General features: G+C 49.5%; 20 protein-coding genes, 1 pseudogene and 2 CRISPR repeat arrays. Of the genes and pseudogenes, 13 read left to right on the plus strand and 8 right to left on the minus strand.

Annotation, left to right across the window (positions count from 1 at the left end):
• Positions 1-79 precede the first annotated feature (79 nt).
• From EO763_RS18295 to pspG, 3 genes are all read left to right on the plus strand, one after another.
• Positions 80-274 (plus strand): ATP-grasp domain-containing protein, encoded by a 195-nt coding sequence (locus EO763_RS18295; protein ID WP_244322020.1) that lies wholly within the window; start codon positions 80-82, stop codon positions 272-274.
• A 177-nt stretch (positions 275-451) separates the two neighbouring features.
• On the plus strand, positions 452-1,474 hold the full coding sequence (gene dusA, locus EO763_RS18300; protein ID WP_161529808.1) for a tRNA dihydrouridine(20/20a) synthase DusA: 1,023 nt from the start codon (positions 452-454) through the stop codon (positions 1,472-1,474).
• A 167-nt stretch (positions 1,475-1,641) separates the two neighbouring features.
• Positions 1,642-1,929: an envelope stress response protein PspG gene (pspG, locus tag EO763_RS18305; RefSeq protein WP_161529809.1), complete on the plus strand. Its 288-nt coding sequence runs from the start codon at positions 1,642-1,644 to the stop codon at positions 1,927-1,929.
• A 355-nt stretch (positions 1,930-2,284) separates the two neighbouring features.
• Here the strand turns inward: pspG and EO763_RS18310 are convergent, their stop codons facing one another.
• The gene (locus tag EO763_RS18310) at positions 2,285-3,268 is read right to left on the minus strand and encodes a quinone oxidoreductase (RefSeq protein WP_161529810.1); all 984 of its coding nucleotides are present in this window, start codon (positions 3,266-3,268) and stop codon (positions 2,285-2,287) included.
• 247 nt (positions 3,269-3,515) lie between these two features.
• Here EO763_RS18310 and dnaB point away from each other — a divergent pair, with 247 nt between their 5' ends.
• The 3 genes from dnaB to EO763_RS18325 are packed head-to-tail and all read left to right on the plus strand — an operon-like array spanning position 3,516 to position 6,677.
• Positions 3,516-4,922, plus strand: a complete 1,407-nt coding sequence (gene dnaB / locus EO763_RS18315; RefSeq protein ID WP_010295074.1) for a replicative DNA helicase — start codon at positions 3,516-3,518, stop codon at positions 4,920-4,922.
• Positions 4,923-4,963: 41 nt separating this feature from the next.
• Complete coding sequence (alr, locus tag EO763_RS18320; RefSeq protein WP_161529811.1) at positions 4,964-6,046, plus strand: alanine racemase; 1,083 nt, start codon at positions 4,964-4,966, stop codon at positions 6,044-6,046.
• Entirely contained in the window at positions 6,039-6,677 is a 639-nt protein-coding gene (locus tag EO763_RS18325; RefSeq protein ID WP_161529812.1) for a hypothetical protein, read from the plus strand. Before alr ends, EO763_RS18325 begins: the two co-directional genes overlap by 8 nt.
• 79 nt (positions 6,678-6,756) lie before the next feature.
• On the opposite strand, the pseudogene EO763_RS18330 reads toward EO763_RS18325, so the two are convergent.
• Positions 6,757-6,963 (minus strand): annotated as a pseudogene (locus EO763_RS18330) (PIN domain-containing protein); the annotation flags it as partial.
• A gap of 185 nt (positions 6,964-7,148) precedes the next feature.
• Positions 7,149-7,596: direct repeats of the CRISPR family, unit length 28 nt; unit sequence GTTCACTGCCGTATAGGCAGCTTAGAAA.
• A 102-nt stretch (positions 7,597-7,698) separates the two neighbouring features.
• Here EO763_RS18330 and EO763_RS18335 point away from each other — a divergent pair.
• From EO763_RS18335 to EO763_RS18355, 5 genes are all read left to right on the plus strand, one after another.
• Positions 7,699-8,178 carry an Lrp/AsnC family transcriptional regulator gene (locus EO763_RS18335; RefSeq protein ID WP_010295086.1) on the plus strand — a complete coding sequence of 160 codons (480 nt, stop codon included), beginning with the start codon at positions 7,699-7,701 and terminating at the stop codon, positions 8,176-8,178.
• 250 nt (positions 8,179-8,428) lie between these two features.
• Positions 8,429-9,043, plus strand: a complete 615-nt coding sequence (locus tag EO763_RS18340) for a YitT family protein (RefSeq protein WP_161529813.1) — start codon at positions 8,429-8,431, stop codon at positions 9,041-9,043.
• Positions 9,044-9,107: 64 nt separating this feature from the next.
• Positions 9,108-10,301 carry an amino acid aminotransferase gene (locus tag EO763_RS18345; protein WP_161529814.1) on the plus strand — a complete coding sequence of 398 codons (1,194 nt, stop codon included), beginning with the start codon at positions 9,108-9,110 and terminating at the stop codon, positions 10,299-10,301.
• Between the two features lie 170 nt (positions 10,302-10,471).
• On the plus strand, positions 10,472-10,975 hold the full coding sequence (locus tag EO763_RS18350) for a M48 family metallopeptidase (protein WP_044208625.1): 504 nt from the start codon (positions 10,472-10,474) through the stop codon (positions 10,973-10,975).
• Between the two features lie 118 nt (positions 10,976-11,093).
• Entirely contained in the window at positions 11,094-11,573 is a 480-nt protein-coding gene (locus EO763_RS18355) for an Hcp family type VI secretion system effector (protein WP_010295094.1), read from the plus strand.
• Positions 11,574-11,625: 52 nt separating this feature from the next.
• Here EO763_RS18355 and EO763_RS18360 read toward each other — a convergent pair whose 3' ends face one another.
• From EO763_RS18360 to uvrA, 6 genes are all read right to left on the minus strand, one after another.
• On the minus strand, positions 11,626-12,033 hold the full coding sequence (locus tag EO763_RS18360; RefSeq protein ID WP_161529815.1) for a DUF1240 domain-containing protein: 408 nt from the start codon (positions 12,031-12,033) through the stop codon (positions 11,626-11,628).
• 45 nt (positions 12,034-12,078) lie between these two features.
• Positions 12,079-12,348 (minus strand): DUF1240 domain-containing protein, encoded by a 270-nt coding sequence (locus tag EO763_RS23685; protein WP_425281351.1) that lies wholly within the window; start codon positions 12,346-12,348, stop codon positions 12,079-12,081.
• A gap of 168 nt (positions 12,349-12,516) precedes the next feature.
• Complete coding sequence (locus tag EO763_RS18370) at positions 12,517-12,921, minus strand: DUF1240 domain-containing protein (protein ID WP_161529816.1); 405 nt, start codon at positions 12,919-12,921, stop codon at positions 12,517-12,519.
• Entirely contained in the window at positions 12,914-13,771 is an 858-nt protein-coding gene (locus EO763_RS18375; RefSeq protein ID WP_161529817.1) for a hypothetical protein, read from the minus strand. Before EO763_RS18375 ends, EO763_RS18370 begins: the two co-directional genes overlap by 8 nt.
• Before the next feature lie 301 nt (positions 13,772-14,072).
• Positions 14,073-14,520: a CRISPR direct-repeat array (repeat unit 28 nt; unit sequence TTTCTAAGCTGCCTATACGGCAGTGAAC).
• A gap of 564 nt (positions 14,521-15,084) precedes the next feature.
• Positions 15,085-15,504: a secondary thiamine-phosphate synthase enzyme YjbQ gene (locus EO763_RS18380; protein WP_039490821.1), complete on the minus strand. Its 420-nt coding sequence runs from the start codon at positions 15,502-15,504 to the stop codon at positions 15,085-15,087.
• 15 nt (positions 15,505-15,519) lie between these two features.
• Complete coding sequence (gene uvrA / locus EO763_RS18385; protein ID WP_039490819.1) at positions 15,520-18,354, minus strand: excinuclease ABC subunit UvrA; 2,835 nt, start codon at positions 18,352-18,354, stop codon at positions 15,520-15,522.
• 320 nt (positions 18,355-18,674) lie between these two features.
• Between uvrA and ssb1 the strand changes: the two genes are divergently transcribed.
• Both ssb1 and EO763_RS18395 read left to right on the plus strand, forming a co-directional pair.
• Positions 18,675-19,220 carry a single-stranded DNA-binding protein SSB1 gene (ssb1, locus tag EO763_RS18390; RefSeq protein WP_010295128.1) on the plus strand — a complete coding sequence of 182 codons (546 nt, stop codon included), beginning with the start codon at positions 18,675-18,677 and terminating at the stop codon, positions 19,218-19,220.
• 741 nt (positions 19,221-19,961) lie between these two features.
• Positions 19,962-20,243 carry a hypothetical protein gene (locus EO763_RS18395; RefSeq protein ID WP_039490817.1) on the plus strand — a complete coding sequence of 94 codons (282 nt, stop codon included), beginning with the start codon at positions 19,962-19,964 and terminating at the stop codon, positions 20,241-20,243.
• The last annotated feature ends 600 nt before the right edge of the window (positions 20,244-20,843 follow it).

The raw sequence follows: 20,843 nt of genomic DNA on the forward strand, positions 1-20,843 counted from the left end.
TTGAGGCGGAATTAGCCTGAGAAAGGTTGAAGACATTATAAAAACTAGCGAAAGACGCTATTTTTCCTTTAGAAATAACGTGTATTCCTCTGACGGCATTGTTCCTGATATTGTTGTTGAAATAGCACAACCTATCAGTTCACCCTTTTTCTCGATTGATATGGCTGAAAACGCTTCTGGTGAACTTCGCCTGATAGAAATTGGTGATGGGCAAGTCTCTGATACCAAAGAATGGAACATCGACAAGTTTGTTCAACTATTTCTTAATGCTTAGTTAACGTCGTGATTCACATTTATTGCTCTCCGATTATCGCATACGCGGGGAGCATATTCCCTAACCCAGAGTAAGATAGCTATCAGCCACGACCCGCTCCCTGTGCTATAGTCGGCACCAGCAAAGATAACCTCAGACAACACCGCCAGACACACACGAAACGATAACTGACAAACCATGACAGACGTAAAATCAGGTACACACAACACGGTATCCGCCGACACCCGCGCTTCTCACCTTAACCGCTTCTCCATCGCGCCGATGCTCGACTGGACCGATCGCCATTGCCGTTATTTTCTTCGCCAACTGACTAGCCAGACGCTGCTGTATACCGAAATGGTGACGACAGGTGCGATTCTTCACGGCAAAGGCGACTATCTGGCCTACAGTGAAGAAGAACATCCGCTGGCGCTACAGCTCGGCGGTAGCGATCCGCAAGCGCTGGCGCAATGTGCCAAACTGGCAGAACAGCGCGGCTATGATGAAGTTAACCTGAACGTCGGTTGCCCGTCTGACCGTGTGCAGAATGGTCGTTTCGGTGCCTGCCTGATGGGCGAGGCGGCGCTGGTAGCAGACTGTATCAAGGCGATGAAAGACAGTACCTCAATTCCGATTACGGTGAAAACCCGCATCGGGATTGACGATCAAGACAGCTATGAATTCCTGTGCGACTTTATTCAAACCGTCGCCGAACGCGGTGAGTGCGAGACCTTTATCGTCCACGCGCGCAAAGCCTGGTTATCAGGCTTAAGTCCGAAAGAGAATCGGGAAATTCCACCGTTGGATTACCCACGTGTTTACCAGCTCAAGCGTGATTTCCCGGCGCTCACCCTCGCCATCAACGGCGGCGTCAAAACGCTGGAAGAAGCCAAAGCGCATTTACAGCATCTGGACGGCGTGATGGTGGGGCGTGAAGCCTACCAAAACCCCGGAATTCTGGTGCAGGTCGACCGTGAGCTATTTGGCATCGACGCCACGACACCGGATTTGGCTGGCGTGGTACGAGCCATGTATCCCTATATTGAACGCGAACTCTCTGCCGGCGCGTCATTAGGCCATATCACGCGCCATATGCTCGGCATGTTTCAAGGCATTCCCGGTGCCCGTCAGTGGCGACGCTACCTGAGTGAAAACGCCCACAAACCCGGTGCCGATGCAGCGGTAGTGGAACGTGCGCTGTCGTTGGTTAATTTGGTTTAAAAAACACTAACAGTTAGTGTTTTCCATCAACACTCTTTCATTTCTCTTCCTGACGTCGCTGATAAATCAATAGGTTATCAGCGACGCCTCTTGGCACGATTCTTGTAATTGCTTATGTAGCACGCAGAACACGACCTTCTGCGATTTAACCGCTACAGGAGCGCACCATGTTGGAAATTTTCTTCGTTATTGGCTTTTTTATCATGCTGATGTTGACGGGCGTGTCACTGTTGGGCGTGATTGCCGCACTATTTGTGGCATCCCTTTTTATGCTGATAGGTGGGCTGTTTACCCTAGCGATAAAAGTGTTGCCGTGGCTAATTTTGGCTGTCGCGGCGGTGTGGCTGTGGCGCAAATTTAGCGGGCGACCCGTCTACAACTCGCACCGTGATACCTATCGACATTATACCGATCGAAAATACACCTATCGCCAGCGCAATAGGAATGAGTGGTAATGCCTGGAAAGAGAAAAATCTGAATGACGCGCGAAAATGGCAGGTAACACCGTGTTTAACACTCGCGTGTATTAATACCGCCTTGTTTTAATACAAAAGTGTGCGCCAGCAGATATTTTTTCCCTGATGTGGCTGTTAGGATGACGTCACGGTTTGACTCCCTTTTTATCATTTAAAGCGTGAGCAAGCTAAGTGGCAAACTCGCCACACGATTTCATCATCGTCAGGGAAATAATAGCCGCACAGCGGTACCTTCGTGACGATCGCTACGCTGTACCCTACATACAGTCTGATGAAATTAGCGTAACGGCAAGGGCTTCCTAACGGGAAGCCCTTTGCTTTTCAGAAACAAAGATCAGGGAATTAACAGGCAGGAGCCTTGCGTACCGCGGCTTTCCAGCGCCCGATGAGCGGCTTGCGCATCCGACAGCGCGAATTTCTGGTTCTGCGACACATCAACCGTAATCGCCCCGCTGGCGATCAGTGAAAAGAGTGCATTGCTGGCCTGTTCGAGTTCGGCACGGTTCGTAACGTAACCAAACAGCGACGGACGCGTGACGTACAGCGAGCCTTTCTGGTTCAAAATACCCAGATTGACGCCGGTCACCGGCCCAGACGCATTACCGAAGCTGACCATCAATCCGCGACGACGCAGGCTATCGAGTGAGGCTTCCCAGGTATCTTTCCCAACCGAGTCATACACGACGTTCACCTTCTGCCCATCGGTCAGTTCCGCGACGCGCTGCGCAATATTCTCGGTACGGTAATTAATGGTCGCCCAGGCACCCGCCTGTTTTGCCCGCTCCGCTTTCTCATCAGAGCCCACCGTTCCGATCAGTTTCGCCCCCAGCGCCTTCGCCCACTGGCAGGCAATCAACCCAACGCCCCCCGCCGCCGCATGGAACAGGAAGACTTCATTTGGCTTGATTTCATACGTCTGGCGCAGCAGATAGTAAACCGTCAGCCCTTTCAGGAAAGAGGCCGCTGCCTGTTCAAAACTGATGGCATCTGGCAGCAGCGCAACCTTCTCTGCTACCACGTTATGCACTTCGCTATATGCCCCCAGCCCAGACTGCGCATACACGACGCGATCGCCGACTTTCAGCACGCTAACCCCTGCCCCGACTTTCGTCACAACGCCCGCCGCTTCGGTTCCCAGCCCCGAAGGTAAATCAGGCACCGGATACAGGCCGCTGCGAATATAGGTATCAATAAAATTAATGCCGATGGCGCGATTCTCGACCTGAACCTCTCCCGCCGCGGGCTCGGCAGGCGTGAAATCCACATATTGCAGAACCTCTGGGCCACCATAGGCTCGGAACTGAACGCGTTTTGCCATGTTATCTCCTTAATCGTGACAGGTTCGTTGTCTCTCTATAATACGTATACCCTAAATAATTCGAGTTTCAGGCAGGCGGCAAGCGAAGGAGTCCGATGAGCTTACTTGAGTAAGTGATTCGGGTGACGAAGCGAAGCCAACGCACATGCAACTTGAAGTATGACGGGTATATTGTGTTATTTCGGACGTGCGGCATATACAATGCCCCCTAATCCAATGGCAAATCAACCGGTAAAGAACCCGTTTTATGGCAGAGAAAAGACCCACCAATAAATCGAATGAACCTCGCGACCGCCAGATGGAAGGTCTGAAACTTCCGCCACATTCGCTGGAAGCGGAGCAATCGGTATTGGGCGGCCTGATGCTCGACAATGAACGCTGGGATAATGTCGCCGAGCGTGTTGTTGCTAACGATTTCTATAACCGCGCCCACCGTCTGATCTTCACCGAGATGCATCGGCTGCTGGAAATGAGCAAACCGATCGATCTGATCACGCTGTCCGAATCGCTCGAACTGCAAGGTTCATTGGAATCCGCTGGTGGCTTCGCCTATCTGGCCGAACTGGCAAAGAACACCCCCAGCGCCGCTAACATCGGTGCCTACGCCGATATCGTGCGCGAGCGTGCCGTGGTACGTGAAATGATCTCCGTCGCCAATGAGATCGCCGACGCGGGCTACGATCCGCAGGGGCGCAGCAGCGAGGATCTGCTCGATCTGGCGGAATCCCGCGTATTCCAGATCGCTGAAAACCGTGCCAGCAAAGATGAAGGCCCAAAAAGTATCGACCGCATTCTGGAAGATACCGTTTCCCGTATCGAGCAGCTTTACCAGAAACCACATGATGGTGTTACGGGTGTGGACACGGGCTATCAGGATCTCAACAAGAAAACCGCTGGATTGCAGAAATCCGACTTGATCATCGTGGCAGCACGTCCATCAATGGGGAAAACGACCTTTGCGATGAACCTGTGCGAACATGCCGCGATGACTCAAGAAAAGCCCGTACTGATCTTCAGTCTGGAGATGCCCGGCGAGCAGATCATGATGCGTATGCTCGCGTCTCTGTCTCGCGTGGATCAGACCCGCATTCGTACCGGTCAGTTGGACGATGAAGACTGGGCGCGTATTTCCAGCACCATGGGGATCCTGCTGGAAAAACGCAACATGTACATCGATGACTCCTCCGGCCTGACGCCGACCGACGTGCGATCCCGCGCCCGTCGCGTGTTCCGTGAACATAATGGCCTGAGCCTGATCATGATCGACTACCTGCAATTGATGCGCGTGCCGTCATTGTCCGACAACCGTACGCTGGAAATTGCAGAAATTTCCCGCTCACTCAAAGCGTTGGCAAAAGAATTGCAGGTTCCTGTTGTCGCCCTGTCGCAGCTTAACCGTAGTCTGGAGCAACGCGCCGACAAGCGCCCGGTTAACTCGGATCTGCGTGAATCCGGCTCCATCGAGCAGGATGCCGACCTGATTATGTTTATCTATCGTGATGAGGTTTATCACGAAAACAGCGACCTGAAAGGCATCGCTGAAATCATTCTGGGGAAACAGCGTAACGGCCCGATTGGTTCCGTTCGTTTGACCTTTAACGGGCAGTGGTCGCGCTTTGATAACTATGCCGGCCCACAATATGACGATGAATAACGCAGCGCTCAGCAATGACAACACTGCACTAAGGAACAAGAATGAAAACGGCAACTGCCGTCATTAACCGGCGTGCTTTGCGCCACAACCTGCAACGTATCCGTCAGCTAGCGCCTGACAGTCAGGTCGTTGCCATCGTGAAAGCCAATGCCTACGGCCACGGCATGCTCGAAGCTGCCCATACCTTTTGCGACGCTGACTGCTACGGCGTTGCGCGACTCTCCGAAGCGCTGGCGCTACGCGCCGCGGGCATCACCAAGCCCATCGTCCTGCTGGAAGGCTTTTTCTCCGCCGACGACCTCCCGCTTCTGGTGGAGCACCAGTTAGAAACCGCCGTTCACAGCCCTGAACAGCTTGCCGCATTGGAACAGGCCACGCTGCCACAGCCGATCCCCGTGTGGATGAAACTGGATAGCGGTATGCATCGCCTTGGCGTTCTACCGGAACACGCCGACGCGTTTTGGCAACGCCTGACCGAATGCCGCAACGTGGTGCAGCCAGTCAATATCATGAGCCACTTTTGCCGCGCCGATGAACCCGAAGCGGGAACCACCGAACGCCAGTTGGCCTGCTTCGATGCCTTTACGCAAGGTAAGCCCGGCGCACAGTCCATTGCGGCCTCCGGCGGTATTCTGCTGTGGCCGCAGTCGCACCGCGATCGCGTTCGTCCCGGCATCATTCTCTATGGTGTGTCGCCGCTGGATAACGAAGACGCCGCACATTTCGGCTTCCAGCCAGCCATGACCTTTGCGTCTCACCTGATCGCGGTACGCGAACACAACTCAGGTGAAGCGGTCGGTTACGGCGGCACCTGGACCAGCCCGCGCAATACCCGTCTGGGCGTGGTCGCCGTCGGCTACGGCGATGGCTACCCGCGCTGCGCGCCAGCCGGTACGCCTGTGCTCGTCAACGGTCGCGAAGTGCCGCTTTCTGGCCGCATATCGATGGATATGATTACGGTAGATTTAGGGCCAGATGCACAGGATAAGGTCGGCGATGAGGTCATCCTGTGGGGCCCAACGCTACCGGTTGAACGCATTGCCGCGCATACGGGTGCCAGCGCCTACGAACTGATTACGCGCTTAACCCAGCGCACCGCGTTGGAATACGTCGACGGTGAGTAAAAAGGGACTGGCTAGTTTTTATCGGCAGGCTCATGGCTTGCCGATTTTAAAACGGGTTATCTACTATGCAGCAAGCTGGCTTGCCGTATCTGCCATCCTGGCGCTGTTTGCCCTTATTAATTTCTATACTCTGAAACCGACGGACGTCGGCGGCACGCTGTTTGGCGGCATGTTTAGCGCGATGTTCGATCTCATCTACTGGTCTTGCGCCGCGTCGGGATTCTGCTTTCTGGCGCTCTTTCGGCTCTCGGGATGGCGTGTTGCCTGGATACTCGCGGGGCTGGTGCAAATCGGTATCAGCGCCCTGTGGCGCATTCAATATTGGCAGGATTATGAAAGCGAAGAGCTGATACTTTCCCCCATGCCCGGAGAACTGTATGTTTCCATGCTGGTGGGCGCAGGCATGGCCGCCATCGGCATCGTGAAATATCGACACGCTCGGCGCAATCCAGTCGCTCCACATCCAACCTATGCGAAAGCGGTCGCGGCATTGCTGCTAGTTGCGCTTTATTTCGCGCTCCCGCTGCATCTCTACCTGCGTGAACCTCTCCCCTACTGCGCTTTCAGCCCTGACGGCCAGCAGTTAAGTATCTGTCTGGGAGAGAATGATGAGCGGATTATTGTTGAGTGATGGATTTACTGCCGTGTAGGCAGCTTAACAAGTATCAGGACTTTCACTTCACCAGACATCATCCGGTCAGTCTGACCGATTATTTAACCCAATCTTCCAACGTCAGCCCCGGTACTCGCTCAAATTCTCTCAGATTATTGGTGACCAATATGGCCTTAGCACTGATGGCATGACCCGCGATGGCCGTATCATTCGGGCCAATAGGCGTGCCTGCTGCGGCTAGCGCGATTTTAATTTTTGTCGTAGCGTCTACTGCGGCGCTATCCCAAGGTAACACCGCATCGAGCGATACCTGACATAGGCCTATCGTCGATAAATAAAATCTTTGCCATACGTTCATGACCCTTTTTTTACGCATCGTCGTAACTCATTGATTTTTAATTTTGATTATCAGCCCTGATAAAAAAGGGTTTTTCGGGAAAAATGGTTTATTTCCTTTTAAAATTAGGTAACTACCGTAAAATATGAACGGTTCACTGCCGTATAGGCAGCTTAGAAAAGCGCCAGTGGGCTGACTGGTAACAATGTAGAGTTCACTGCCGTATAGGCAGCTTAGAAAAGCAATAAACGCATCTTTGAACTCAGCTACGTGTTCACTGCCGTATAGGCAGCTTAGAAAACACACCCACGATGTCCTGATACGCGGACAGTGTTCACTGCCGTATAGGCAGCTTAGAAAAATATGTATGGGAGCGTTCAGCAAGCGGGATTGTTCACTGCCGTATAGGCAGCTTAGAAAGTACCCGAATGACTGAGAAGCGCCAGATGGGGGTTCACTGCCGTATAGGCAGCTTAGAAAATTCGGCGCTAATGTAATGCCTGCTGCTGTGGGTTCACTGCCGTATAGGCAGCTTAGAAATTTAACTTTTCTTGCGCACAAACTCGTGCTGGACTCACTGCCGTACAGGCAGTTAAGAAAATTAAACGCGCCGAAAATCAGTAATAAAAAACTCATAGGCAACGCGGCCTAAAAAGCTGGTAGTCTGTTTGGCTCACTGCCTGACACTGTTTAGGGAACGCGATGTACCACATTGATGATTTCGATCTGAAAATCCTGACGCTGCTACAGACGAACGGTCGCCTGACCAATCAGGAGCTGAGCGATCTGGTTGGGCTTTCCGCCTCGCAGTGTTCCCGCCGTCGCATCGCGCTAGAACAGGCACAGCTGATTCTCGGCTACCATGCCCGCCTGTCGCCGAACGCGGTCGGGCTGGAATGTCTGGGGTTGATTGAAGTACGGTTGATCAATCACACCAGCGAATACGTTGAACGCTTTCACCAAATGCTGGGGGAAGTGGATGCCATCATCGACGCCTATAAAACCACGGGCGATGCCGATTATCTGTTAAAAGTCGCCGTGGCAGATCTGCCCGGACTCAGCACCCTGATTAGCCAGATTCTGTCGCAGAACAAGAGCGTCGCGCACCTGAAAACCTCAGTGGTATTGAATCGCCTCAAAGAGAACGGTTTGATGATGCCAGAACTGCCTGCGTTGCCCTGAATTGGGGCAATTGCCTCTATTCGGTGCACAAAATGAATATTTCACGCAACAAAACCCGATTAAGCGCACGAAGAATACAAATAAATAATAAAAAACGCATGAATCACGCATTATTTTCATTCATATAATTCAATACGTTGCTCTTATCGCAGGCGAGATTACGCAGACGCCAGCCGCTAAGCAGCACTATCTGGTGCGATTCTTGCTTTGGTAAGCACATGTTTTTACGACAGTCTATTGAGTGCTCACCATGGATAACGTTATTCCCACACAAAAAATATCACACACGCTGCTGGAAGATATTCTGGCGATCCTGATCGGCACGCTGATGGTGTCGTTTGGCGTTATCCTGCTGCGTCAGGCTGGTGCCCTCACCGGCGGCACCGCGGGCATCGCTTTTCTTATCCACTATCTGACCAACGTCTCCTTCGGCGTTGCCTTTTTCCTGCTGAATCTGCCCTTCTATTATCTGGCCGTGCGCCGTATGGGGTGGGAATTCACCATCAAAACGTTCTGCGCCGTCGGGCTGGTTTCTCTGTTTTCCGACCTGCATCCACTGTTCGTTCATTTCGATCAGCTCAACCCGTTCTACGCCACGCTGTTTGGCAATATCATCACCGGTATCGGCTTTGTGGTGCTGTTCCGTCATAAGACCAGCCTCGGCGGCATGAATATTCTGGCGTTGTATCTTCAGGACAAATACGGCCTGCGGGCGGGAAAACTCCAGATGGGCGTTGACGTTGTGATTGTGCTGACTTCCCTGTTCGTGGTAAGCATACCGATGTTGATTGCTTCGATTCTGGGGGCAACCATTCTGAACCTGATTATCGCGATGAATCATCGCCCCGGCCGTTACGCGGCCTGATTGTCCCCTACCATCGTCGGGGTTGCGGTACCCATAAAAATGACACACTCAGGAGAGCTACACTGTGTTTCAAAACGTTGATACCTATGCCGGAGATCCTATCCTGTCTCTGATGGAAAAATTCAAACAGGATCCAAGAGCGGATAAGATCAATTTGAGTATCGGGCTCTACTACAACGAGCAGAATATTATCCCACAGCTGCGCTCCGTCAGCGCGGCCGAAAGCAGCCTGAAACAGCCAGCGCAGAGCGCGAGTTCCTATCTGCCGATGGAAGGGCTACAACCTTACCGTACCGCGATCCAACATCTACTGTTTGGTGAAAACCACGCGGCGCTGGAAGCCGGTCGCATCGCCACCATCCAGACGCTGGGCGGTTCCGGTGCACTGAAAGTCGGTGCAGATTTCCTGAAACGCAACTTCCCGAACTCAGAAGTGTGGGTCAGCGATCCCACCTGGGAAAACCATATTGCGATCTTTGAGGGCGCGGGCTTTAACGTTCACACCTATCCGTATTTCGATGGCGAAAGCCTGGGCGTGAAATTTGACGCCATGCTTGCCACGCTGGAAACGCTGCCGGCGCGCAGCATCGTGCTGCTGCACCCGTGCTGCCACAACCCGACCGGTTCCGACCTCACCACCGAGCAGTGGGATCGCGTCATTGAAGTCATCATCCAGCGTGAGCTGATTCCGTTTATGGACATCGCCTATCAGGGCTTTGGCCTCGGGATTGAGCAGGATGCCTATGCGATTCGCGCCGTTGCCAGCGCGGGCGTTCCGGCACTCATCGCCAACTCGTTCTCCAAGATTTTCTCACTGTATAGCGAGCGCGTCGGCGGCCTTTCCGTAGTGTGCGACGATGCCGACAGCGCACAGCGCGTGCTGGGTCAGTTAAAAGCGACCGTCCGCCGCAACTACTCTTCCCCACCGAATTTCGGCGCACAGGTAGTTTCTAAAGTCCTGAATGACGCGCAGTTGAACGCCGACTGGAAAGCGGAAGTCGAAGAGATGCGCACCCGCATTCTGAGCATGCGTCAGGAGCTGGTATCGACACTGAAAAACGCGCTGCCGAACCGTAACTTCGACTACCTGCTCACCCAGCGCGGTATGTTCAGCTACACCGGATTCAGCTCGGAACAGGTTGATCGTCTGCGTGAAGAATTCGGCGTCTACCTGATCGCCAGCGGCCGTATGTGTATGGCGGGGCTGAACCACAGCAACGTCCAACGCGTCGCCGCCGCTTTCGCCGCGATTCAGTAAATTGTAAATGACAACGCCACTGTGGCTTAATCGACTCACATGAGTGAGCTCGCTTAACCCAGTGGCTTGTGTTTTCGGTTAACTATCGCTGTCGTACTATCTGTTCTCTACACTCAGACTGACGGCAACACATCGACAAATCTGCCATGCTTTATCCCAACGAATAAAATATGACCCAGCTACGCTACCTGAACGGTTATCCCCCAGCAATTATTGCACAAGTACAAACGCTCCTTGATCAAGGTAAACTCGGCCCGTGGCTGGAAAAAAAATACCCTGACCGCCATCCGATCCAGAGTGACAAGTCGCTCTATCAGTTTGTCGCCGAGCTGAAACAGCGATATTTGAAAAACGCTCCAGCGATATCAAAGGTGCTTTACGACAATAAACAGAACCCGATCAAAGGGACGCTGGGAACCAATACCTTTGTGGCACGCGTGCAGGGCGGAAAATTAAAGTCCAATAATGAAATCCGAATAGCAACGCTATTCCGTGACGGGCCAGAAGATTTCCTGCGGATGATCGTGGTACACGAACTCGCTCACCTCAAAGAAAAAGACCACAACAAGGCTTTCTACCAACTCTGCTGCCATATGGACCCTGATTATCACCAGTTGGAATTTGATATGCGAATCTGGCTGAACTGGCGAGAAATAAATTCAGGCGCGGTCTGAATTCACCTTTTATGATTGTTCGCTTTGCTTTGACGTTGCCTTAGCCGTATTATTTCCGAGCTGATGATTAATATATTTTCACTCAGTCTATTGATAAATTTTCTCATAAGGATTTGATATGGCTAATTTGATTTACGCCAGCATTAATGGTCAAAAACAGGGTTTAATATCATCGGGTTGCTCAACGCTAGACTCAATTGGTAATCGCTACCAAACGGGTCATGAAGATCAAATACAGGTATTAGGTTTAAACCATAGCATCAGCCGCGATCAGAATGTCGCTCATCATCCGATTCATTTTATTAAGCCAATCGATAAGTCATCCCCGTTATTAGGGATGGCAATCTCTTATAATGAAAAGGTCGATGTGACATTTTATTTTTATCGCGTCAATTCCGCTGGGCAGTTAGAACTTTATTATGAAGTCACCTTAACGGATGCGAGCATTGTTGATGTCACCTGTGTCTATCCGCACGTCATCGATAACAACGACATCATGCCGTATGAAAAAGTCCAGCTAAAATATAAAACCATAGCATGGAACCATAAGATCGCAGGCACGTCGGGTTATAGTATTTGGGAGGAAATGAGTCTCTAAAATTTATGACCTTTGATAACAAGCACACCTTATCATCAGATGTGCTTGTTATTCACCATTCATCACAAAGAGCGATATTTTTCACATATTTATTAGGAGCCATCCAGGAGTTTTTAGGGCAGACTTCATAGCCATAACTTCTAAAGTTAAAAGATATGTACATAGATGCAACAAAACTAATAACAACACCAATAAAAAACAAATAGCCGCACACATTTGTAAATATTCCATGCATTCCTATAGGTTTGTTTTTTATTGCTATATAAAACCCTAAATACGAGAAATAGAATAGCAAAGGAGAACCAAATACCATTAACCCAACCTTCCATGAAAACACGATCACATCGTTTAACTGTAAAATATCCAAATATGAATTAAAAGAAAACCAACCAGTAAAGCATGTCAATAGAAAGGTAAAAGATGAGAATGCGAAAAAAAACGGTCTATTTATTTTAAACACGAACAATCCTCAACAATCATAAAACCCATCAGATTATTTTTACCATTAATCACAGAGAGAAACATCTCTCACATATTTATTGGGAGCCATCCATGAGTTCTTGGAGCAGATTTTATAGCCCTGCTTATTAAGGCTATAAGAGATATACATAGATGAAAAAAATCTCACCGCAGCACCATAAATAGCAAACATGACCAATACATTTGAAGTTTTATTATTCATTTTAATTGGTCTTTTTTTATAGCAGAAAAAAAACCAAAATAAGAAAACTGAAACGCTATTGGAACTAGAAAAATTATGACACCAAGTTTCCATGAAAATGAAACTACATTTTTTAGATTAAAAAATTCAATATACCTGCTTAAAGAAAACTATCCTCCCCAGCATGAAAGAATAAAAACTGAATATATGAAAAAAATGGCCTATTTATCTTAACCACGACTGCCCCCCCCATAAATGAAAAAGCATACTCTTATACCATTTTTACTCTTTACAAAAAGCGGTGTCTTTAACATATTTATTGGGATCCATCCAAGAGTTCTTAGGGCATATTTTATAACCTTGGTCACTAAGGTTATATGATATATATGTTGATGAAAACAAACCAACTACTGCACCTAATATAGCTATAACAGCCAGTACATTAGCTAATCTATTATTCATTCTCGCTATTTCATTTTTCATTGCAGAATAAAACCCCAAGTATGAAAAGTAAAATAATAGCGGTGCTGAAAATACCAGAACACCAACTTTCCAAGAGAACGTGATTACATCACTTAATTTAAAAAAGGCTAAATACCCATTTAAAGAAAACCAGCATCCCCAACAGGACATGAGGAAAATCAAGGTTGCAAATGCACCAACTAACGGCCTATTTATCTTAACCACGACTGACTCTCCCCCAAGCATGAAAGAATTGATCGGGATGGTATGGGGTATACTGTTTCTTATGTGATTTTAAATTTTTTATTATCGTTTCACTAATTTTATATTCATTATCTAACCAGTATAATATTGCACTCACTAAAACACCTAAAAAGAATATACCAATGGCAATAACAAGAACACTACCGCCAGTAAGCATAAACCCGGTAGCTGCTATTTTCGCCCCCCATGCAATCCCAACCGATACAGCCAGTTTTGCCACATCCATCGTTAAATTAACAAAGAAATCGGTTAGTGCGTATTCGTCCTTCACCATCAACTCAATGGCTCGATAAGCGCCTGAAAATACAATACAGAACCTTGCTCCAGTCGCAATACCACTTTCAATTCCTTTTGTACCTATCCCTATGTCGAGTATTTTTTGGTTACCGACTAAATATCGGGTGGCATCTAAATACTTTCTTACTCCCGGATAGCCAGACAGTTTTATGTACTTACTGCCGTTTTTTCCGACATATTCTGTTGCCGTTACACCGAACCCTTTCATCTCCATCACGATTCTGCTTACAGATACCGCTTCTGCAATATTCCCAGCAAACGATGAAGTAGGATCGGTACAGCCAAATATCGCCGTTTTCCACGATTCGTTAGGGTTTGGTGTACATAACGTCTTTAAAAAATACGTCGCTTCCTGCGCAGTCAATATGGCATGAATGTTATCGTTATTTATTTCATTTAGTTGTGCGTGTAATTTCTGATAGTTAATATCTGCATGCTGCTTTTTAAAATCAAGATGATCTTCTAACCGATAGTCATCATCCACAAGCGTTTTTAAAACCGGATCGTATTTCACAGTCACTCACTCCCTTGAATTTGACTTAAGTCAGCGAACTATTTCCCTGTAAGGGTACTTTAACGGAAAAATGATGATTTTTAAATATTAATAATACCCAATACACAATTTGCATTCCCTTAAAAAGAAACTTATTACTTAAAAACGTTACGAAATAAGGTCATCAATATGCGTTATTTAAGGGGGTGAGCGCTGGCGCAGTACTACCTCGATAATAGCCAGACAACAGCGCTTGAGGCCGTGGATAAACTGCCTGTGCGGCAGTGAACTGGGTATCCATGACGGCCACTCGCTCCAAATATTTCTAAGCTGCCTATACGGCAGTGAACGATGCATCGGTCGGCGTCTGCATTATAACCAATTTCTAAGCTGCCTATACGGCAGTGAACCACAGGCGGCATTTAAGCGTATTGCCATCGGTTTTCTAAGCTGCCTATACGGCAGTGAACGCGTTGATGGCATTGAGCGGGCGGAAAACGAGTTTCTAAGCTGCCTATACGGCAGTGAACAATTATCCGACGTGACAGCTTGTAATCTTTTGTTTCTAAGCTGCCTATACGGCAGTGAACTTGATTCCATCAAATCAGTCTGGTTGCCGGACTTTCTAAGCTGCCTATACGGCAGTGAACCAATTCCATCGAGAGTGTCGGCGATCATCTCTTTTCTAAGCTGCCTATACGGCAGTGAACGATGGCGTTCTGTTTACGGGCTTGGTCTATTATTTCTAAGCTGCCTATACGGCAGTGAACACGAAGACGAATGGCGGGAAGATTTCGACGCTTTTCTAAGCTGCCGCATAGGCAGCTTAGAAACGAAAGGTCGGCGAACGGGGATCACGTTCGCCGTTCACTGCCGCATAGGCAGCTTAGAAATGAGCAAAATTAACGTATTCGGTGTTACCCAGGTTCACTGCCTATGCGGCAGCTTAGAAACACACACCAGCATGTGTCAGCGCATCAAGTGGGTTCACTGCCGTACAGGCAGCTTAGAAAGTTTAATGGGTTTGTGAATTGCGTTCCTGCACGTTCACTACTGTATAGGTAGCTTAGAAAATGACTGATAATGCGCTGGCTGGGGTATGGGGGTCACTGCCGTATAGGCAGCTTAGAAACCCGATGCACAGATGTCTGCTGAGACACAGGATTTCACTGCCTCACGGGCAGCTTAGAAAGTTTTGGCTTAGTTATCATCCTGATAAGTTTGGTTCACTGCCGCACAGGCAGATTAGAAAGCAATTGCTGAAATCGATGCACAAGCGGCTGTGTTCACTGCCGTGCAGGCAGCTAGATGCTTATCGGGATGCGTCGCTGGCGTTATTCCCCGTTGAGCGTGACAACCAGCGAGCGGCTGCCGCCGTGGTTGCGGTGTTCGCACAGGTAGATGCCCTGCCAGGTGCCGATGTTCAGGCGTCCGTTGGTGATGGGGATCGTCAGGCTGTTGCCGAGCAGGCTGCCTTTCAGGTGCGCGGGCATGTCGTCGCTACCTTCATACGTATGGCGGTAGTACGGTTCATCCTCCGGCACCAAGCGATTAAAGAAACTCTCAAAATCCTGCCGCACCGTAGGGTCGGCATTCTCGTTAATCGTTAGCGCCGCCGAGGTGTGTTTGATGAACACCTGCATCAGCCCGACGTTTATCTGACGCAGTGCGACAACCTGCGCCAGTATCTCGTCGGTCACCAGATGGAAGCCTCTGCTTTTCGGCTTCAGGCGGATTTCATATTGCGTCCACATCGGCGTCCCCTGCTATCAGGCTTCACGCGCCAGAATAGGTCGCAGGAAACGCGCAGTGTGAGACTGTTCGCACTCCGCCACCGTTTCCGGCGTGCCGGAGACCAGAATTTCCCCGCCGCCGCTGCCGCCTTCTGGCCCTAAGTCGACAATCCAATCTGCCGTTTTAATCACATCCAGATTGTGCTCAATCACCACGATGGTATTACCCTGATCGCGCAACTGATGCAGAACGGTAAGAAGCTGCTGAATATCGGCAAAGTGCAGGCCAGTTGTTGGTTCGTCGAGAATATACAGCGTCTGTCCGGTGCCACGTTTCGACAGCTCGCGTGATAGTTTCACACGCTGCGCTTCCCCGCCGGATAGCGTGGTGGCCGACTGCCCAAGGCGAATGTAGGACAGGCCGACGTCGATCAGCGTTTGCAGCTTCCGCGCCAGCGCCGGAATGGCATCAAAGAATTCTCGCGCCTCTTCAATGGTCATATCCAGCACTTCATGGATGCCTTTGCCTTTGTATTGAATCTCTAGCGTTTCGCGGTTATAGCGCTTGCCTTTGCACTGGTCACACGGCACATAGACATCCGGCAGGAAGTGCATTTCGACCTTAATTACGCCGTCGCCCTGACAGGCTTCGCAGCGTCCACCGCGCACGTTAAAGCTGAAACGGCCGGGGTTGTAGCCACGGGTACGCGCTTCCGGCACGCCAGCAAACAGTTCACGAATCGGCGTGAAAATACCGGTGTAGGTTGCTGGGTTGGAGCGCGGCGTGCGGCCAATCGGGCTTTGATCGATATCGATCACCTTGTCGAAATGCTCCAGTCCCTGAATCTCGCGGTGAGCGGCGGGTTCCGCCAGCGTCGCACCGTTCAACTGGCGCTGCGCCAGTGGGAACAAGGTATCGTTGATAAGGGTGGATTTGCCCGATCCCGACACACCGGTGATGCAGGTAAACAGCCCAACCGGCAGCGTCAGCGTGACGTCTTTCAGGTTATTGCCCTTCGCGCCAATCAGCTTCAACACTTTGGTCGGATCCGCAGGCACGCGCTGCTGCGGTATTTCAATCTTGCGTTTACCGCTGAGGAACTGCCCCGTCAGCGAATCCGGCACCGCCATGATCTCTTCCATCGTGCCTTCTGCGACAATCTGCCCGCCGTGCACGCCCGCGCCGGGGCCGATATCAATCACATGGTCAGCGGCACGAATCGCATCTTCATCGTGCTCAACCACAATGACGGTATTGCCCAGATTACGCAGGTGAATCAGGGTTTCCAGCAGGCGCTCGTTATCACGCTGATGCAAGCCGATAGACGGCTCATCCAGTACGTACATCACGCCAACCAGCCCGGCACCGATCTGGCTCGCCAGACGAATGCGCTGCGCCTCGCCGCCGGACAGCGTTTCCGCCGAGCGGGAGAGCGACAAATAGTTCAGCCCGACATTCACCAGAAACTTCAGTCGATCGCCAATCTCTTTCAGCACTTTCTCGGCGATTTGGGCGCGCTGCCCGCTAAGCTTCATATTCTGGAAAAACGTCATCGCATGGCCGATGCTCATATCGGAAATCTGCGGCAGCGTCGTCTGCTCGACAAACACGTTGCGCGCTTCTTCACGCAGGCGCGTTCCACTACAGCTGGCGCAGGAACGGTTACTGATGAATTTCGCCAGCTCTTCGCGCACCGCCGTGGATTCCGTCTCTTTATAGCGACGCTCCATGTTGTGCAGCACGCCTTCGAACGGATGGCGACGTATCGAGGTATCGCCGCGATCGTTGATGTATTTGAATTCGACGTTCTCTTTACCGGAGCCGTACAGGATCACTTTCTGAACTGCGGCGCTCAGGCTTTCAAACGGGGCATCGACGTCAAATTTGTAGTGCTCCGCCAGTGAGCGCAGCATTTGAAAATAGTAGAAGTTGCGACGGTCCCAGCCGCGAATGGCGCCGCCTGCCAGCGACAGCTCGGCATTTTGCACCACGCGGGACGGATCGAAGAACTGCTGCACGCCCAGACCATCACAGCTTGGGCACGCACCCGCTGGGTTATTGAACGAGAACATGCGCGGTTCCAGCTCATGCATGCTGTAGCCACACACCGGACAGGCAAAGTTAGCCGAGAACAACAGTTCAGGCTGGGTTGGGTCGTCCATATCGGCAACAACGATGCTACCACCGGACAGATCCAGCGCGGTTTCGAATGACTCCGCCAGCCGCTGTGCCAGATCGTCACGCACTTTAAAGCGATCGACGACGACTTCAATAGTGTGCTTTTTCTGTAATTCCAGCTTCGGCGGATCGGACAGATCGCACACTTCGCCGTCGATACGGGCACGGATGTAGCCCTGTGAGGCCAGGTTTTCCAGCGTCTTGCTGTGTTCGCCTTTGCGATCTTTCACAATCGGTGCCAGCAGCATCAGGCGTTTGCCTTCCGGCTGCGCCAGCACGTTGTCGACCATCTGGCTGACCGTTTGCGCATCCAACGGCACATCGTGCTCTGGGCAACGCGGTTCACCCACGCGAGCAAACAGCAGGCGCAGGTAATCATGAATTTCGGTAATCGTCCCGACCGTGGAACGCGGGTTGTGCGAGGTGGATTTCTGTTCGATAGAGATGGCGGGCGACAGCCCTTCTATATGATCGACGTCCGGTTTTTCCATCAGCGACAGGAACTGACGGGCATAGGCGGAGAGTGATTCTACATAGCGCCGCTGCCCTTCGGCATACAGCGTGTCAAACGCCAGCGATGACTTACCCGAACCAGACAGACCGGTGATGACGATCAGTTTGTCACGAGGGATTATCAGGTTGATATTCTTGAGATTATGGGTACGAGCACCACGAACTTCGATCTTATCCATTCACACACTTCCCGGAATAAAAACGGATTGTCATCGCCTCTCAAACAGAGAGAAACGGTACGAAACGAGCAATTATGGCACAAAAAAAATGCCGGACGCATTTTTTAACGTCGCTCGCGACGGCCCGATAGGGTGGCAAGCAGGGATAGCTTGCCATAAAAAAGGCTGAATGAATATCCAGTATTAAACCCGTTTATTTTGCAAACGCTGTAAATATTACTTTCATTTCTGAAGCCATTTCGCAGGTATGATACAAATGTGTATCATGATAAAATTGATCGTTTAGACTTACATAAATTGATTCATCAGGAGACACGAGCATGGCCAGCAGAGGCGTTAATAAAGTGATTCTTGTCGGGAATCTGGGTCAAGACCCGGAAGTCCGCTATATGCCGAATGGTGGTGCAGTTGCCAACATCACGCTGGCTACGTCGGAAAGCTGGCGTGACAAGCAAACCGGTGAGCAGAAAGAGAAGACCGAATGGCACCGTGTGGTTCTGTTCGGCAAGCTGGCAGAAGTCGCGGGCGAATACCTGCGTAAAGGCTCTCAGGTTTACATCGAAGGCGCACTGCAAACCCGTAAATGGGCCGATCAGGCTGGCGTAGAACGTTACACCACAGAAGTGGTTGTTAACGTCGGCGGCACCATGCAAATGCTGGGTGGACGCCAGGGCGGCGGTGCACCAGCAGGCGGTGGCAATGCAGGTGGCGGCCAGCAACAAGGCGGTTGGGGTCAACCTCAGCAGCCGCAGGGTGGCAACCAGTTCAGCGGCGGCGCGCAGTCTCAGCAGCGCCCTGCACAGAACAGCGCTCCAGCGCAAAGCAACGAACCACCAATGGATTTCGACGACGATATTCCATTCTAAGATTTACTTTTAAGTGCACCAAAAATTTGATTGTGGGAAACCCTGCTCCGGCAGGGTTTTTTTATTCCCCAAGATTGATTGCATTTCTCAGGGTCATCCTGATTTAATAGCATAATCATCATGCCACGCGATAAAAATATCATTGGTTATTTTATCAAAAATGATATTTGAGTTATTAATATCATTAAGTTTGTGAGAGATTTAGCTTTTCCATTACCACTTAAAAAATTAGTCATAAAAATTATTCTTAATAAAACTGCCATAAAAAATCAATGTAAATAGGTATTTTACATTCCTTGGCGTTATGTTCTGGGATTGTAATTGAAACCTGAGTCATCAGAATCACTTATAAAATACAATTTATTATTCTCCTCTCACTTAAAAGAAGATCGTGGTAATAATAACCACATTAACAATAACCAAAGAAACTATAAAATAAAACCTTAAAAAACAACATGATAAAGGAAAAAATAAAATGAATTATTTTTATCCCTGCGAGATTGACAAAGCCATTCGTTGAATATAATTTATTCTTGCATTAACGTTATTAAAATGGCTAACAGCAATACTCCTGCTATACCCGTCATACTTCAAGCTGCTTGTGCGTTGGCTGCCCTTACTCACCCCAGTCACTTACTGCTGTAAGCTCCTGGGGATTCGCGCAGTTGCCGCCTTCACGCAACTCGAATTATTTAGGGTATATAAAGCATAACTACAATTATTTATTAATAAGGATAAGCTATGTCCACTACAAAGTTTGAAGCTGTCAAAGTTCAATCAGGTGCAACACAAAGTATAGATTTCGGAACTCGTGTACTTAACGCCTCTGTCGCCGTTCAAGCCTTTGAACTTTCTTTCGGTAGTGCTGATCACCATTTAAAAACCATTAGCGTTGCCAGCTCAATATCAAGTTTTAGTGGCAATAAAGTCACCGTTTCTGCAACCTGTTTTATGGAAGACAAGTCCAATAATAAAGCCTATGGCAGCGTCAACGTTCTTGTTGTCGCAGAATGTGATTCATAATTTTATCTTTCTCTTTTTTGATTAATTATATCGCAGGTAGCAGAAATGCTATCTGCGACTTTTGAGTACCAGCACACCGTCCAGAATACACGGTTCACACGTCAGAAAGCCATTATCCTCACGACACATTACCGTCTCTAGCCTAACTTATGCATCCTGACTGATAACGCTTCATTAAAAGGATATAAAAAATGAACAATAGCACGAACAGTCAAACCCCAAAAATACGCCCAAGCCAATTCGAAAAAAACATCAACAATATATTTAAGGACAGCGTTAATTTATTTCGCGGTGATATAAATCTACCTCTAGACTTAGTTTCACTGCAAGGAAGAAACAAGCTGGATGTGAAAGTGACGGCATCCTATGGCAGTAATGTTAAAAATGAGATTCATCAATCAAATGCCAGCGCCCCAACAAGTATATTAGGACTAGGCTGGAAGCTTCCTTTTGAAAGAATAGAAGTTGAAACACGAGGGAGTGCCTCATCAGGCGACAACACCTATCAAATTTACATTAATAACAGCGCAACAGAATTAATAAGAACAAAAAATGAATGGCAGCGTGCGACACTTTCCAACAACAGTATCCCCCCTCTTA

The sequence above is a fragment of the Pectobacterium odoriferum genome, assembly GCF_009931295.1.
Lineage (GTDB): Bacteria > Pseudomonadota > Gammaproteobacteria > Enterobacterales > Enterobacteriaceae > Pectobacterium > Pectobacterium odoriferum.

What these genes read in the sequence shown, in the direction of transcription:
- uvrA (WP_039490819.1), bottom strand. Translation starts at nt 18,354, where the DNA reads ATGGATAAGATCGAAGTTCGTGGTGCTCGTACCCATAATCTCAAGAAT.
- EO763_RS18395 (WP_039490817.1), top strand. Translation starts at nt 19,962, where the DNA reads ATGTCCACTACAAAGTTTGAAGCTGTCAAAGTTCAATCAGGTGCAACA.
- ssb1 (WP_010295128.1), top strand. Translation starts at nt 18,675, where the DNA reads ATGGCCAGCAGAGGCGTTAATAAAGTGATTCTTGTCGGGAATCTGGGT.
- EO763_RS18350 (WP_044208625.1), top strand. Translation starts at nt 10,472, where the DNA reads ATGACCCAGCTACGCTACCTGAACGGTTATCCCCCAGCAATTATTGCA.
- EO763_RS18340 (WP_161529813.1), top strand. Translation starts at nt 8,429, where the DNA reads ATGGATAACGTTATTCCCACACAAAAAATATCACACACGCTGCTGGAA.
- pspG (WP_161529809.1), top strand. Translation starts at nt 1,642, where the DNA reads ATGTTGGAAATTTTCTTCGTTATTGGCTTTTTTATCATGCTGATGTTG.
- EO763_RS18310 (WP_161529810.1), bottom strand. Translation starts at nt 3,268, where the DNA reads ATGGCAAAACGCGTTCAGTTCCGAGCCTATGGTGGCCCAGAGGTTCTG.
- EO763_RS18380 (WP_039490821.1), bottom strand. Translation starts at nt 15,504, where the DNA reads ATGTGGACGCAATATGAAATCCGCCTGAAGCCGAAAAGCAGAGGCTTC.
- dnaB (WP_010295074.1), top strand. Translation starts at nt 3,516, where the DNA reads ATGGCAGAGAAAAGACCCACCAATAAATCGAATGAACCTCGCGACCGC.
- EO763_RS23685 (WP_425281351.1), bottom strand. Translation starts at nt 12,348, where the DNA reads ATGGAAACTTGGTGTCATAATTTTTCTAGTTCCAATAGCGTTTCAGTT.
- EO763_RS18355 (WP_010295094.1), top strand. Translation starts at nt 11,094, where the DNA reads ATGGCTAATTTGATTTACGCCAGCATTAATGGTCAAAAACAGGGTTTA.
- alr (WP_161529811.1), top strand. Translation starts at nt 4,964, where the DNA reads ATGAAAACGGCAACTGCCGTCATTAACCGGCGTGCTTTGCGCCACAAC.
- EO763_RS18335 (WP_010295086.1), top strand. Translation starts at nt 7,699, where the DNA reads ATGTACCACATTGATGATTTCGATCTGAAAATCCTGACGCTGCTACAG.
- dusA (WP_161529808.1), top strand. Translation starts at nt 452, where the DNA reads ATGACAGACGTAAAATCAGGTACACACAACACGGTATCCGCCGACACC.